Source organism: Cryobacterium sp. N22 (assembly GCF_002929555.1).
GTDB lineage: Bacteria > Actinomycetota > Actinomycetes > Actinomycetales > Microbacteriaceae > Cryobacterium.
On the sequence record NZ_PJJP01000020.1, the window covers coordinates 50859 to 63467 of the forward strand.

Genomic DNA, 12609 nt, shown 5'->3' on the forward strand with positions numbered 1-12609 from the left:
GGAGGCTAGATGCCGCAGGAACCGCCGCCGCAGCATCCGCCGGCCGTGTCATCCTGTTCCAGCAACTGGATGATCGGGCGGGGGGTGGTGGGCGCTTCGGTGACCGGGTCGGTGGTGTTCAGGCTCATGCGGTGGTCTCCTCGGGTGTCAGGGTTGCTGCTCGTTCGCCCCGCACCTGGCGGAGGGCTTGCGCAAAGGTATCAGGGTCCTGCGCGCCGGAGATGCCGTACTTGCCGTCGATCACGAAGAAGGGCACCCCCTGGATGCCGTACTCGGTGGCCTGGGCGACATCGGCCTTGACCGCGGCCAGGTATTCGTTCTCTGTGAGAGATCGCACCACGTCGGCTCGGTCCAGGCCGATCGCGGCGGCGAGGTCGGCGAGATCCTCGATGCGGCCGACGTGCCCGCCGTCGACGAAGTACGCCTTGAGGAGGCTCTCCTTCATCTGCAGCTGCAGACCGTGGGCCTTGGCGTAGTGCAGCAGCTCGTGCGCCTTGATGGTGTTGGTCTGGTGCACGGAGTCGTAGTCGTAGTGCAGTCCGACGCTCTCGGCGATGCCGGTGACCCGTTCAAGCATCTCGAGCACCTGCGGCACCGGGATGCCCTTGCGCTCACTGAGGTAATCGATCGGGCTGCCCGCGAAATCGACGGGGGTGTCCGGGGCGAGTTCGAACGAGTGGTACTCCACCTCGACCTCGTCGCCGAAGGCGGCCACGCCGGCCTCGAACTTGCGCTTGCCGATATAGCACCAGGGGCACTGCACGTCGGACCAGATGTCTACTTTGATGGTTTCACTCACGAGGAGGCTAACCCGAGAAGTCCCTCCAGTTATTCCCGACGAGAGTTCCGGCTCAGGCTGTGGGGGTGTCCACGGCGCCGCCGTAGCGGCGGTTGCGGGCGGCGTAGAGCTCGATGGCGTGCCAGAGGTCGACGCGGGAGAAGTCCGGCCACAGGGTGTCCAGGAACACCATCTCGGCATACGCGCTCTGCCAGAGCAGGAAGTTGCTGGTGCGCTGCTCCCCCGAGCTGCGCACGAACAGGTCGACGTCGGGCAGTGCGGAGGTGTACAGGTGCCGCTGGATGGACTTCTCGGTGATGCCGGACGGCTTCAGCCGGCCCGCGGCGACGTCCTCGGCCAGGGCCCGCACGGCATCCGCGATCTCGGTGCGGCCGCCGTAGTTGACGCACATGGTGAGGGTCAGTACGTCGTTGCCGGCGGTGAGTTTCTCAGCGAACTGCAGCTCGTTGATCACGGAGGCCCACAGCTTGGGCTTCCGGCCCGCCCAGCGCACCCGCACGCCCCAGTCGTTGAGCTGATCGCGGCGGCGGTGCAGCACGTCCCGGTTGAAGCCCATCAGGAAGCGCACCTCGTCGGGCGAGCGCTTCCAATTCTCGGTGGAGAACGCGTACACGCTCAGGTGCTTGACGCCGATCTGGATGGCGCCGGCGACCACATCGAGCAGCGAGGCCTCCCCGGCCTTGTGGCCCTCGACCCTGGACAGGCCCCTGGCGTTGGCCCAGCGCCCATTGCCGTCCATGACGATGGCAACGTGTTCGGGAACGACCTTGGCCGGCAGAACCGGTGGGTAGAGCCCGGTCCAGTCCACGGGCTTGAACGGCACGGCGTCCTTGTGGGTGAACGGGGTGGCCGGGGAGGAACGGAAGGGGTTGGGCGTCATGGGCGCACGTGCTCCAGGGATCGAAGGCCGCGGCCGAGGTGCCACTGCGTGTACGCGGCGACGACCCCGGTGGCCTGGGCGTGGGTGGTGTCTGAGGCCTCTGCCGTGTATGCCCAGTCGCCGGTGAGCAGGGCGCTGAGCAGGGCGATGGTGTCGGGGTCGAGGCGGGGCGAACCCGGGGCGGCACAGTTGTCGCACACGATGCCGCCGACCTGGGCTACGAAAGCCGAGTGCGGGCCCGGCGCGCCGCAGCGGGCGCAGTCCCGGAAGCTGGGCGCCCAGCCGGCCATGGACAGGGACCGCAGCAGGTAGGAGTTGAGGGTGGCGCCGGAGCCGTGCTCGTGCCTGGACAGCGACCGCAGCGCCCCGACCAGCAGCAGGTACTGCTGCAGCGATCCCTCGGATTCGGTGAGCTTGTCCGCGGTTTCGACCATGGCGCTGGCGGCGGTGTAGCTGCCGTAGTCGGCGGTGATGACGGCTCCGTATGAGCCGATCGACTCGGCCTGGTTGACGATGTCGAGGCTGCGACCGATGTAGAGCTGCACGTCGACGACCATGAACGGCTCAAGCCTGGCGCCGAATTTCGACGCCGTGCGGCGCACGCCCTTGGCGACCGCACGCACCTTGCCGTGCTGCCGGGTGAGCAGCGTGATGATGCGGTCCGCTTCACCCAGCTTGTGGGTGCGCAGCACGACGGCTTCATCACGATAAACGGGCACGGTCAATTCTCCCACTCCCGCGGGCGGATGCCGACGCCCGCGCCGGAGCTCATGCCGGCCGTGGTAGATATTGACGGTGCCCACTCCGCTCTTCGCCATTCCGCTCTGGATCGACCTCGTCGCCGTCGCCATCGGCGCCATCCAGGGAGCGATGTTCGCCGGCCGGTTCACCGACCGCCGGATGGACCTGCTGGGCATCTCGATCATCGGGATCACGGTGGGCCTGGGCGGCGGCCTGCTGCGCGACATCCTGCTCGGCGGGGTGCCGGCCGCGCTGCTGAGTAACTGGTACCTGCCCGTCGCGGCGGTATTCGCGCTGCTGGGAATGCTCCTGCAGAGCCTGTTCAACCGCCTCGGCCCCCTGATCATCACCCTCGACGCCGTGACCATCGGCCTGTTCGGCGTGATCGGCACCACCAAGGCGCTCGCCGCGGGACTGCCGGAGATCCCCGCCCTCTTCGTCGGAGTGGTCTCCGCCGTGGGCGGGTCCGTGCTGCGAGACATGATGCTGAACGTGCCCATCGCCGTGATGCACGTGGGCTCGCTGTACGCCGCCGCCGCTCTCGCGGGCTGCGGGCTTCTGGTCATCCTCGTGGTGTTCGAGGTGCAGATCACCGTGGCGGCGCTCATCTGCGTGGTCACGACCACCGTCATCCGGGTGCTCGCGGCCCGATTCGGCTGGACCCTGCCGCAACAGCGAGCCATCGGCAGCTGGCCGCACTGGCGCCGGCGGGGTTCGATCCAGCCGCTGCGCGGGTGGCGGCGCCGGGTCCCCGCCGTCTCCGAGCCCGCCCTCACGGCAGACCGCTGACCCGCTCCCTCACCGTTTTCTGAGGATTTATCATCCTGACCGGTTTTGGGCTCGCCTTTCCCCCAATCTGGGGTCAGTATTGAGGCACAACCACGTCGCAGGGAGGTACTCCATGAAACGATTCGAGGGCACTGCGCCCGAGCTGTTGCCTGTCCTTTCCCGGGGCAAACACAAGTCCCCACGCAGCGGAGCGTGCTTCATGGAGTTCGCGTCGCACCTATCCGGTGAGGCGTGGAGCGACCATCCAGCGTGCACACATCCGGTCCTGGCCTCGCTCGCGCGCATGGTCAACGACTGCACCTCCGATGACGCCAGATCCCGCCTGATGATGCTGATCCCGTCCGTGATCGGACTGCGCGGCGACGACCAGCGGGTACGTCTCGTCGTGGCCCTGCGGGCCGCGACGGCCGGTCTGCCGGTGGTCAGCGCCGATCACCAGCGGGCCCTGGCCGTTGGCATCCTCAACTGTCAGCGGCACCTGGCGCGGTCATCGGAGGGAACCCCGATCGACGTGTCAGAGCAGGTGCGTGCGGCGTTCGACAAGGCGCCGCAGACCGAACGCTGGGCGCGGGAGTTCATGGGTTCGGTGGGGTCCTGGTCTCGTACCCGGTTCACCGACCGCACCGCGGAGTCGATCATCCGCATCACGGTGCAGGGCATCGCCGAGGCGTGCATTCCCGACACCGATGAGCGTCTCTACGACCTGTTGGCGCAGGCCATCGACGACTGCACAGCGGTGCTGGGCAAGCCGGACGGCGAGCCCGTGCAGGTACCGCAGCCGCTCACACCCACCCAGTCTCGGCGGGCAATGCGGGTCTGACCAACACTGCGGGTCTGACCAACACACAGAATGGCCCCGGCCCCGACGAGAGTCGAAGCCGGGGCCATCTGCGTGGAGGTTAGACGGCGGCCAGTTCCCGGTCGCCCGCTTCCGCCCTGATGCCGCGGTTGACCGCCGACACGACGGCCTTCAGCGATGCCGTCGAGATGTCGGGGTCGATGCCGACGCCCCAGAACCGCTTTCCGTTCACGTCGAGCTCGACGTAGGCCGCGGCCGAGGCGTCCCCGCCGGCCGACATGGCGTGCTCGACGTAGTCGTACAGGGTGATCGTGACGCCGCGGTCGGCCATGATGCCCAGGAATGCCGCGATCGGGCCGTTGCCTGTCGCTGTGGCCGGGGCGACGGCGTCCGAATCGCGCAGGTCGACGGTGAGGTCGACCGCACCGGCCAGGTCGCTGGAGGTGCGAGTGGAGAACAGCTCGAACCGGCCCCACTTCGCATCCGGGTTGGTGTGGATGGCCGGCAGGTACTCGTCGTTGAAGATGTCCCAAATCTGATCGCTGGTGACCTCGCCGCCGTCCGTGTCGGTTTTGGCCTGCACGACGCCGGAGAACTCGATCTGCAGCTTGCGCGGCAGGTCGAGGTGGTGGTCCGTCTTGAGCAGGTAGGCGACGCCGCCCTTGCCCGACTGCGAGTTGACCCGGATGACCGCCTCGTAGCTGCGGCCCAGGTCCTTGGGGTCGATCGGCAGGTACGGCACGGCCCAGACCAGGTCATCGACGCTGGAACCGGTCTCGGCGGCCTCGGCGGCCATGGCCTCGAAGCCCTTCTTGATCGCGTCCTGGTGGGAGCCGCTGAAGGCCGTGAAGACCAGGTCGCCCGCCCAGGGGCTGCGCTCGGGAACGGGCAGCTGGTTGCAGTACTCCGCGGTGCGCTTGACCTCGTCGATGTTGCTGAAGTCGATCTGCGGGTCGATGCCCTGGGTGAACAGGTTGATGCCCAGGGCAACCAGGTCGACGTTGCCGGTGCGCTCACCGTTGCCGAACAGGCACCCCTCGATGCGGTCGGCGCCGGCGAGGTAGCCCAGCTCGGCTGCGGCGATCGCGGTACCGCGGTCGTTGTGCGGGTGCAGCGACAGCAGCACGTTCTCGCGGTGCGCCAGGTTGCGGCTCATCCACTCGATCGCGTCGGCATACACGTTGGGCGTGGCCATCTCGACGGTGGCCGGCAGGTTGATGATGACCTTGCGCTCCGGGGTGGGCTCGAAGATCTCGATCACCTGGTTGGAGATGTCGACGGCGAATTCCAGTTCGGTGCCGGTGAAGCTCTCCGGCGAGTACTCGTAGTAGACGGCGGTGCCGGGCACCGTCGCTTCGAGTTCCCGGCAGGTGCGGGCGCCGAACAGGGCCAGGTCGATGATGCCCTGCTTGTCCTCGCGGAACACGACCTCGCGCTGCAGCACGCTGGTGGAGTTGTACAGGTGCACGATGGCCTGCTTGGCTCCGACGATGGACTCGTAGGTGCGGCGGATCAGGTGCTCACGCGCCTGGGTGAGCACCTGGATGGTCACGTCGTCCGGGATCGCGCCGTCCTCGATGAGGCTGCGCACGAAGTCGAAGTCGGTCTGGCTGGCCGACGGGAAGCCGACCTCGATCTCCTTGTAGCCCATCCGCACCAGCAGGTCGAACATGATCCGCTTGCGTTCGGGGCTCATCGGGTCGATGAGCGCCTGGTTGCCGTCACGCAGGTCGACGGCGCACCAGCGCGGTGCGACGGTGATGCGGTTGGCCGGCCAGGTGCGATCCGGCAGGTCGACGCTGAATTGGTCCTGATACGGGCGGTACTTGTGTACCGGCATCGTTGATGCGGCCTGATTGTTCTTCATGGTCTCAATCTCTCCTCGCGAGTGGTGGTCAGCCGACGACAAACTCCGCGACGAGTGAGGCCTCAGATTAGGACTCGTCGCGGCAGCTAAGGAGGAGCAGACCGAACAGCACACAAAGAGGGTAACACCGTTTGACGAAGAGTTCCTCAGCATCCGCTCAGCCGGCGGCGAGGGCGGTCACCGGGGCGACGGACACCGCGCGGCGGGCGGGCACGATGGTCGCACCGACGGCCAGGGCGGCGGTTCCCGCCAGGCAGAGCACCACGAGCAACCAGGGCACCGCCGGTGCGACGAGCCCGACGTTCGCCACCGCGCCGAACAGCGACTGGGCGGCAGCCCAGCCGTAGGCCACGCCGAGAGCCAGGCCCAGGGCGACCGCGGCCACGGTCATCTGCAGGCTTTCGGCCAGGATCATCCTGCGCACCTGCCCGCCGGTGAAGCCGAGGGCCCGAAGCAACCCGATCTCCCTGGACCGCTGGAGCACGCTCAGGGCCAGGTTGTTGACCATACCCACCGCCGCGATGAGGGCGCTGAAGCCCACCAGTACCGAGATCACCGCCAGGCTGATGCCGACCATCTCGCTGATCGCCGCGCGCACCGACGGATCCTCCATGGCCAGCGCCATCATCTTCTCGAAGGTGGCCCCGGCGACGGCGAACATGGTGATCAGTGTCACGCCGATGACCAGGCCGATGGTGGCCCTGGAGCTGCGCTCCGGATGCTGCTGCGCGTTGGCGGCCGCGAGCCTGGACGGTGCGTTCGAGCCCAGCAGACGGCCCACGAGGCGCAGGATGGGCGGCATGATCAGGTGCGAGCCCAGCACGAGTCCGCTGAAGGACAGCAGCCCGCCGACCAGGCCCAGCAGCACACCGTATTCGCTGACCTGCCCGACGACGACACCGCCGGTCAGGAACACGACCCCGGCCCCGATCAGTAGCACGGCGATCACGTTGCGGGCCGGCCGCCGCACGGCTTCCTCGAGCGAGCGTTCCTGGGCGGCGCCGACGGCCTGCATCGGACTGACCGAGAGCACCCGGCGGGAGCCGACCCAGGCCGCGCACCAGGTGGAGAGCACGACAACGATGATGGGGAGCGCCAGAAGCGGCTCGATCAGGCTGTACTGCAGGTCCGGCAGTGTGCCGGCGGTCACCGCTATCCAGAGTCCGGTGGCGAGCAGCAGCGTTCCCACGGCCGCGCCGAGGACGGCGCCGACGGCTCCGACGAGAAGGCCTTCCTTGGCGACCGCGCGGCGCTGGTCGCGTGCGCTGGAGCCGATCAGGCGCATCAGGGCGATGGTGCGGGTGCGGCCGGCGATGATCGTCGCGACGGTGTTCGTGGTCACGATGGAGCTGACGTACACGGCGATGGTGATGAACAGGAAAGCGACGAGCGACAGCGCCGACCGCACCGCGCCGATGCTGGAGACGTCGTCGCCGCTGATCACGGTGGCGAGCACGCTGGTGACCTGCAGCAGCACCACGCCGAAGGCCGACGCGAGGCCGGCAACGAGCAGGCTTGCACCGCGGCCGCTCATGCGCGCTGCTCCATGCCCAGCATGATGCGGGAGATCTCTTCGGCCGAGGACCGTTCCCGGTCTTCGACCAGGCGGCCGTCGGCGAGGAACAGGATGCGGTCGGCGTAGCTGGCCGCGATGGGGTCGTGGGTGACCATGGCGATGCTCTGGCCGTAGCCGGTGCTCGCGGCCTTGAGCAGGGCCAACACCTCCCTGCCGCTGCGGGAGTCGAGGTTTCCGGTGGGTTCGTCGGCGAAGACCAGTTCCGGCCGGGTGGCCAGGGCCCTGGCGATGGCGACGCGCTGCTGCTGCCCGCCGGAGAGCTCGTGCGGCCGGTGCGTGAGCCGGTCGGTCAGGCCGAGGGATTCGATGAGTTGTTCGATCCAGGCGCTCTCGGTGGTGCTCGGCTTCCGGCCGTCCAGTGCGAAGGGCAGAAGGATGTTGCCGCGCACGTCGAGCGTCGGCACCAGGTTGAAGGCCTGGAAGATGAAACCGATCCGGCGCCGGCGGAGGACCGTCAGGGCGGCGTCGTCCAGGGCGCTGATCTCGGTGTCCCCGAGCCAGGCCCGGCCGGCGCTTGCTGTGTCCAGCCCCGCCATGATGTGCATCAGCGTGGACTTGCCCGAGCCGCTCGGACCCATGATGGCGGTGAACTGGCCGCGACGAATGCCGATGGACACGTCGTCCAGGGCCGTCACCGACGTGGTGGTGGAGCCGTAGGTCTTGCGCAGGGAGGTGACTCTGGCCGCGAGGCCGAGTTCTGACGGTGAATTTTCCATGTTTCCACGGTACGAATCCGGCGCCGGCCGCCGCGTCTGGCCCCGGATGTAGTCCGCCGTGCCGTGCGGATGATTCCCGGCGCTCCCGGGTCATCCGCTGGGCGGTTACTGGGTGAGGCGGTGCTGGAAGGCGAAGACCACGAGCTGCACCCTGTCGCGCAGGGAGAGCTTGGCCAGGATACGGCTGATGTGGGTCTTGACGGTGGCCTCGCTCAGGAACTCACCTGCGGCGATCTCGGCGTTGCTCAGGCCGAGGGCGGCGAGGGCGAAGATGTCCCGTTCCCGGCTGGTCAGGGTGGTGTACGCCACCGGCACCTCCTGCTCGGGGGCGGGGGCATCGAAGTGGGCGAAGAGCTCGCGGGTGGCCGAGGCGGCGATGACGGCGCTGCCGGCGTGCACGGTGCGGATGGCGGCGAGCAGGAACTCCGGATCGGCGTCCTTGAGCAGGAACCCGCTCGCCCCGCCGCGAATGGCCCGGCTGGCGCTCTCGTCGAGTTCGAAGGTGGTGAGCACAATGATCCGCGGCGGGGTCGTTCCGGCCAGGGCCGCGGCGGCGATGATGGTCGCCGTGGCGTCGATGCCGTCCATCACGGGCATGCGGATGTCCATCAGGATCACGTCGGGGAACACCGCGGCGGCCATCGTGACGCCGGCGGCGCCGTTGCCGGCCTCGCCGACGAACTCAAGGTCGGCCTGTGAGGAGACCAGCATGCGGATCCCGGCCCGGAAGAGGGCCTGGTCGTCGACGAGGGCGACCCGGATGCGCGGGGCATCCGTCGGGTGGACGTCACTCATGGGCGATCTCCGTAGGGTGTGGCGGTCACGGGCGGATGCAGCACGGCGCCTACGGCCGGCCGCACCAGGGCGTTGGTGGTGATGGCCGGCAGGCGCGCGGTCACGATGAACCGGCCGCCGACGGGCTCGGCGGCCAGGGAGCCGCCGGCGAGGAGGGCCCGTTCGCGCATGCCGGGCAGGCCGTGGCCGAGCTCACCGGATGCGTCGGCGGCCGGGCTGGGGCGCACCGCGTTGTCGATCGTCACCGCAACCCATCCGTCCGTCCAGGCGAGGCTCAAATATACCGCCCGACCGGCGTCACCGTGCCGGAGGGCGTTGGTGAGGGCCTCCTGAACGATGCGGTAGACGGCCAGCTGGGCGCCGGAGCCCAGGGTGGTGGGCGTGCCCGTCGTAGTCCACTCGATGTCCAGCCCGGTACTCCGCATTTGAGCCACCAGGCGGTCGAGGTCGGCGAGCACCGGTTGTGGTCCGTCGGCCGCGTCCTGACGCAGTCGGGTGAGCAGGATGCGCACGTCGCCCAGGGCGTCCCTGGCCGTGGTCGAGATGGTCGTCAAGGCCTCGTCGACGGCCTCGGGGTTCGCGGCGCGCGCGTACCGGGCGCCGTCGGCCTGAGCGATGACCACAGCCAGGGAGTGGGCGACGACGTCGTGCATGTCGCGGGCGATCCGGTTGCGTTCCTGCTCGACGACCACGCTGCGCTGCGCGACGCGCTGTTCCTCCACCGCGCGATGCTGGCTGAGCCGGCCCGCCCTGGCGGTCTGCCAGGTTCGCATGAGCAGGCCGAGGGTCCAGGAGAGCCCGAGAACCGCGATGCTCGCGATCAGGGTGGCAACGAAGGACCAGGCCAGGCCGGCCGCGTTGCCCTGCGCAAGGGCCTCACCGATGGACAGCGCGCCTTGCTGGCCGACCGCGATATACGCTGCAGCGAGCAGGGCACCGACCCCGACGGAGACCAGTCCGGCCCACCGCAGGAGCCTGTCGCCGAAGGCCGTCGTGGCGTACAACACCGCGAGCACCGCGAAGTTGCCGGCGAGTACCGGCAGCCCGGCCAGCATCTGGGCGAGAGCGCTGACCCAGGCCACCGTCAGGGCCAGTCCGGGTGAGAGCCTGCGCACGGCCAGGGCGACGGTGAAGCCGAGCAGCACGAGGAACGACAGGACGCCACTGCCGGCGTCGATGATGAGGCTGAAGAGGAAGAAGGCCACCGCTATTCCGACATCGACGGTGAGGGTGCGCCGTGAGACCGCGCGGAAGACGAGCCGGCCGCCGGTTCGGCCACCGAACAGGTCGCCGAGCAGAGCGCTGAGGGGGCCGCGGACCGGAACGCCCAACGTCACCTCGCTCGTCGGTGCGCCCTGCGGGAGCATCAGCCAGGTCTCCAGGGTGAGGGCATCCGGATCACTGGGCCCGGCGGCCTCGCGGCGATCGGCCCGGCCCCGCACGACCAGCGCCAACGCCCAGCCGCCTACGAGAGCGACGGCGGCCAGGAAGCCGCCGGTGAGCCGAACACCGAGGTCGCCGAAGAACCGAAGCGTCCCGTCCAGGTCCTGCGCGTCCTGCATCGACAGAGGCAGCAGGAGGAAGACCGTGACGAGCATGCCGAGGAGAAGCGCTGCCGCCAGGCCGACGAACCGGACCCAACGCCGCCCATGGAGTCCGGCGCCCCAGACCGCCAGGCAGCCGGAGGTGAGCAGCAGCGGTACCGCGCTCGGCCCGGTCAGGTAGCCGGTGCCGGCAGTGACCACGGCCATGGTAGCGACAGCGCCGATGGCCAGGCCCAAAAGCGGGGCGAAGCGGGACAGGCCCACCGCGATCGCGAACATCCAGACCACCAGCAGTGCCGCCGACTGGCCCGCCCACAGGGCCGGGCTCCCCCACCCCAGGGCCAGGGCGAGACCGAGCGCGGGTTCCAGTGCCCAGCGGTGTGGGGCGGTACGCGTGAAGAACCCTGGAACCGGCATGGTTACAGCGTAGGGCTCCCCCTGCGTCGCGTCCGGGTTCAGGACCCCAGATCATCCCGGCGTCCGCGGGAAGTCATCCCAGCGATGTAGCGGCGCCGGCCGTCATCTCGCGGTGAGGTCCGCCACCAGCCCTTCGACCGCGGTGGTGTCCGCGCCGAGAGCGCGGCCGCGGCGGGCGAGGGCTCCCCCGATGGCATCCAGTTCGTTGTGCTGCCCCGCCTCCAGGTCGTTCTGCAACGACGAGCGCATGGATGGGGGCAGCGCGGCGAGGGCGCCGGCCAGCTGCCCGGCGTCCGTGGGCACGCCGTCCAGGCTGGCGACCCGGGCCACGTCAGCCAGGAGCGAAGTGGTGAGTGCCGTGTCGCGTTCGAGGGCGGCGCCGATCGGCAACCGCCAGTACGAGGTGAGGAGGGCCATCGGGGCAAGGAAGCGGAATTTGGCCCAGAGCACCTCCTGATCGGTGCCACCCACCGTGACGTCGAGGCCGGCCTTGCGCCAGGCCGCGGTGATGCCGGATTCGGCGGCGTGGCCCGGAACGGTGAGCCGAAGGAACGGGCTGCGATGCTCGATCACGGTGGGGCTGAGTCTCGTCGATTCCACCGCGACGGAGGCGCCGGCCACGAGGGCTTCCGGTGTGGTGTCCTGCAGGATCGCCAGGTGTTCGATGCCGTTGAGCAGGGAGACCACCTCGGCCGGCCGCGCCTGCGCGAGCAAGCCGGTGACGGCGGGGAGGGCGATGGCCTTGGTGGCGATGATGACTCGGGCACCGTCGGGGATCTCGGTGACCGCGTTGATTCTCGAGACGCCGTCGCCGAAGTGCCGGCTGTGGATGGTGAGCCCCTCCGCTCTGATCATTCGAGCGGTTTCGGGCCTGGCAACGGCTACGACCTCGACGCCGGCGCGGTCCAGCAGCGCGGCGAGAAGTCCGCCGACAGCTCCGGCGCCGACAACAGCGATCACCGGCTCAGACATTCGTTACCTGCGACATGACGGCTCCTGGTTCCATTGTGATGCGGACACTCGGCAGCTTAGGGTGTGGAAATGCCCGATTCCAACGCTGCAGCCCTCGTCAGCCTCGCCGACGAACGCTTTGTCTCCCTCACCACCTTCCGCCGGACGGGTGAACCCGTCTCCACCCCGGTGTGGATCGCGGCGAACGGCACGGATCTCATCGTCACTACCCCGAAGGAGAGCGGCAAGGTCAAGCGCCTGAAAAATGATTCCCGGGTGCACCTGCGTCCGTGTTCTCGCACCGGTGCGGTGCGGGACGGTGCCGTCGCCGTCGAGGCCCACGCGGTGGTCGTCGACGACGATCGGAGCCGGGCGCTGCTCACGAAGGTGTTCGGCGGAAAATATCGTGCGGAATACCGCGTCTTCATGTTCATCGAACGCCTGGGCCGCGCCGGCGCGAAGCAGCGAGTGATGCTGCGGATCAACGCTGGAACCACGCCAGCGGCCTAACCGACCGACCCCGGCCGTCGACGCCACCGCTAGTCATTCGGTGTGCGGTGGTCGTCGGGTGCGTGGGTCGTGGGCTCGGTGTTGTGGTGGTTTCCGCCAGGTGCCGGTGGGGTCGATCCAGTGCGGGGCTTTGACTTCGGGCATGCCCAGGACCATCCGGATTTTCCAGCCGCCGGCGTCGTCGATGCCGTGGTGGTGGCGCCAGCAAAGCAGCACCCCGTTGGC

Annotated in this window: 13 protein-coding genes and 1 pseudogene; 3 read left to right on the forward strand and 11 right to left on the reverse strand. The window is 68.9% G+C overall.

Annotated elements, in window-relative coordinates:
* Window positions 1-5 precede the first annotated feature (5 nt).
* The 4 genes from CXY76_RS19730 to recO are packed head-to-tail and all read right to left on the reverse strand — an operon-like array spanning window position 6 to window position 2398.
* On the reverse strand, window positions 6-128 hold the full coding sequence (locus CXY76_RS19730; protein ID WP_255408452.1) for a hypothetical protein: 123 nt from the start codon (window positions 126-128) through the stop codon (window positions 6-8).
* Window positions 125-799, reverse strand: a complete 675-nt coding sequence (locus CXY76_RS02490) for a DsbA family protein (protein WP_104162691.1) — start codon at window positions 797-799, stop codon at window positions 125-127. The genes CXY76_RS19730 and CXY76_RS02490 overlap by 4 nt, the downstream gene beginning before the upstream one ends.
* Window positions 800-851: 52 nt before the next feature.
* Complete coding sequence (locus tag CXY76_RS02495; RefSeq protein WP_104162692.1) at window positions 852-1679, reverse strand: isoprenyl transferase; 828 nt, start codon at window positions 1677-1679, stop codon at window positions 852-854.
* Window positions 1676-2398 carry a DNA repair protein RecO gene (gene recO, locus CXY76_RS02500; protein WP_104162693.1) on the reverse strand — a complete coding sequence of 241 codons (723 nt, stop codon included), beginning with the start codon at window positions 2396-2398 and terminating at the stop codon, window positions 1676-1678. Before recO ends, CXY76_RS02495 begins: the two co-directional genes overlap by 4 nt.
* Before the next feature lie 76 nt (window positions 2399-2474).
* Between recO and CXY76_RS02505 the strand changes: the two genes are divergently transcribed.
* Together CXY76_RS02505 and CXY76_RS02510 are read left to right on the forward strand one after the other, a co-directional pair.
* Window positions 2475-3209: a trimeric intracellular cation channel family protein gene (locus CXY76_RS02505; RefSeq protein ID WP_104162694.1), complete on the forward strand. Its 735-nt coding sequence runs from the start codon at window positions 2475-2477 to the stop codon at window positions 3207-3209.
* 112 nt (window positions 3210-3321) lie between these two features.
* Window positions 3322-4029 (forward strand): hypothetical protein, encoded by a 708-nt coding sequence (locus CXY76_RS02510; protein ID WP_199190180.1) that lies wholly within the window; start codon window positions 3322-3324, stop codon window positions 4027-4029.
* A 79-nt stretch (window positions 4030-4108) separates the two neighbouring features.
* Here CXY76_RS02510 and leuA read toward each other — a convergent pair whose 3' ends face one another.
* The 6 genes from leuA to CXY76_RS02540 form a co-directional block, all read right to left on the reverse strand.
* A complete protein-coding gene (gene leuA, locus CXY76_RS02515; protein WP_104162695.1) occupies window positions 4109-5875 on the reverse strand; it encodes a 2-isopropylmalate synthase in 1767 nt (588 codons plus the stop codon).
* A gap of 157 nt (window positions 5876-6032) precedes the next feature.
* On the reverse strand, window positions 6033-7409 hold the full coding sequence (locus CXY76_RS02520; RefSeq protein WP_104162696.1) for an FtsX-like permease family protein: 1377 nt from the start codon (window positions 7407-7409) through the stop codon (window positions 6033-6035).
* Window positions 7406-8167 carry an ABC transporter ATP-binding protein gene (locus tag CXY76_RS02525; protein ID WP_104162697.1) on the reverse strand — a complete coding sequence of 254 codons (762 nt, stop codon included), beginning with the start codon at window positions 8165-8167 and terminating at the stop codon, window positions 7406-7408. Before CXY76_RS02525 ends, CXY76_RS02520 begins: the two co-directional genes overlap by 4 nt.
* A 105-nt stretch (window positions 8168-8272) precedes the next feature.
* A complete protein-coding gene (locus CXY76_RS02530; protein ID WP_104162698.1) occupies window positions 8273-8962 on the reverse strand; it encodes a response regulator transcription factor in 690 nt (229 codons plus the stop codon).
* Entirely contained in the window at window positions 8959-10923 is a 1965-nt protein-coding gene (locus CXY76_RS02535) for a sensor histidine kinase (RefSeq protein ID WP_233199521.1), read from the reverse strand. Before CXY76_RS02535 ends, CXY76_RS02530 begins: the two co-directional genes overlap by 4 nt.
* Before the next feature lie 102 nt (window positions 10924-11025).
* Window positions 11026-11895, reverse strand: a complete 870-nt coding sequence (locus CXY76_RS02540) for a ketopantoate reductase family protein (protein ID WP_104162699.1) — start codon at window positions 11893-11895, stop codon at window positions 11026-11028.
* A gap of 69 nt (window positions 11896-11964) precedes the next feature.
* Here CXY76_RS02540 and CXY76_RS02545 point away from each other — a divergent pair, with 69 nt between their 5' ends.
* Window positions 11965-12384 (forward strand): PPOX class F420-dependent oxidoreductase, encoded by a 420-nt coding sequence (locus tag CXY76_RS02545; protein WP_104162700.1) that lies wholly within the window; start codon window positions 11965-11967, stop codon window positions 12382-12384.
* 33 nt (window positions 12385-12417) lie between these two features.
* On the opposite strand, the pseudogene CXY76_RS19595 reads toward CXY76_RS02545, so the two are convergent.
* Window positions 12418-12609, reverse strand: a pseudogene (locus CXY76_RS19595) (hypothetical protein); the annotation flags it as partial.

Excerpts from the sequence above, each read along its gene's own strand:
- CXY76_RS02540 (WP_104162699.1), bottom strand. The coding sequence starts at position 11,895 with ATGTCTGAGCCGGTGATCGCTGTTGTCGGCGCCGGAGCTGTCGGCGGA.
- CXY76_RS02535 (WP_233199521.1), bottom strand. The coding sequence starts at position 10,923 with ATGCCGGTTCCAGGGTTCTTCACGCGTACCGCCCCACACCGCTGGGCA.
- CXY76_RS02510 (WP_199190180.1), top strand. The coding sequence starts at position 3,322 with ATGAAACGATTCGAGGGCACTGCGCCCGAGCTGTTGCCTGTCCTTTCC.
- CXY76_RS02495 (WP_104162692.1), bottom strand. The coding sequence starts at position 1,679 with ATGACGCCCAACCCCTTCCGTTCCTCCCCGGCCACCCCGTTCACCCAC.
- CXY76_RS02545 (WP_104162700.1), top strand. The coding sequence starts at position 11,965 with ATGCCCGATTCCAACGCTGCAGCCCTCGTCAGCCTCGCCGACGAACGC.
- CXY76_RS02530 (WP_104162698.1), bottom strand. The coding sequence starts at position 8,962 with ATGAGTGACGTCCACCCGACGGATGCCCCGCGCATCCGGGTCGCCCTC.
- CXY76_RS02525 (WP_104162697.1), bottom strand. The coding sequence starts at position 8,167 with ATGGAAAATTCACCGTCAGAACTCGGCCTCGCGGCCAGAGTCACCTCC.
- leuA (WP_104162695.1), bottom strand. The coding sequence starts at position 5,875 with ATGAAGAACAATCAGGCCGCATCAACGATGCCGGTACACAAGTACCGC.
- CXY76_RS19730 (WP_255408452.1), bottom strand. The coding sequence starts at position 128 with ATGAGCCTGAACACCACCGACCCGGTCACCGAAGCGCCCACCACCCCC.
- CXY76_RS02520 (WP_104162696.1), bottom strand. The coding sequence starts at position 7,409 with ATGAGCGGCCGCGGTGCAAGCCTGCTCGTTGCCGGCCTCGCGTCGGCC.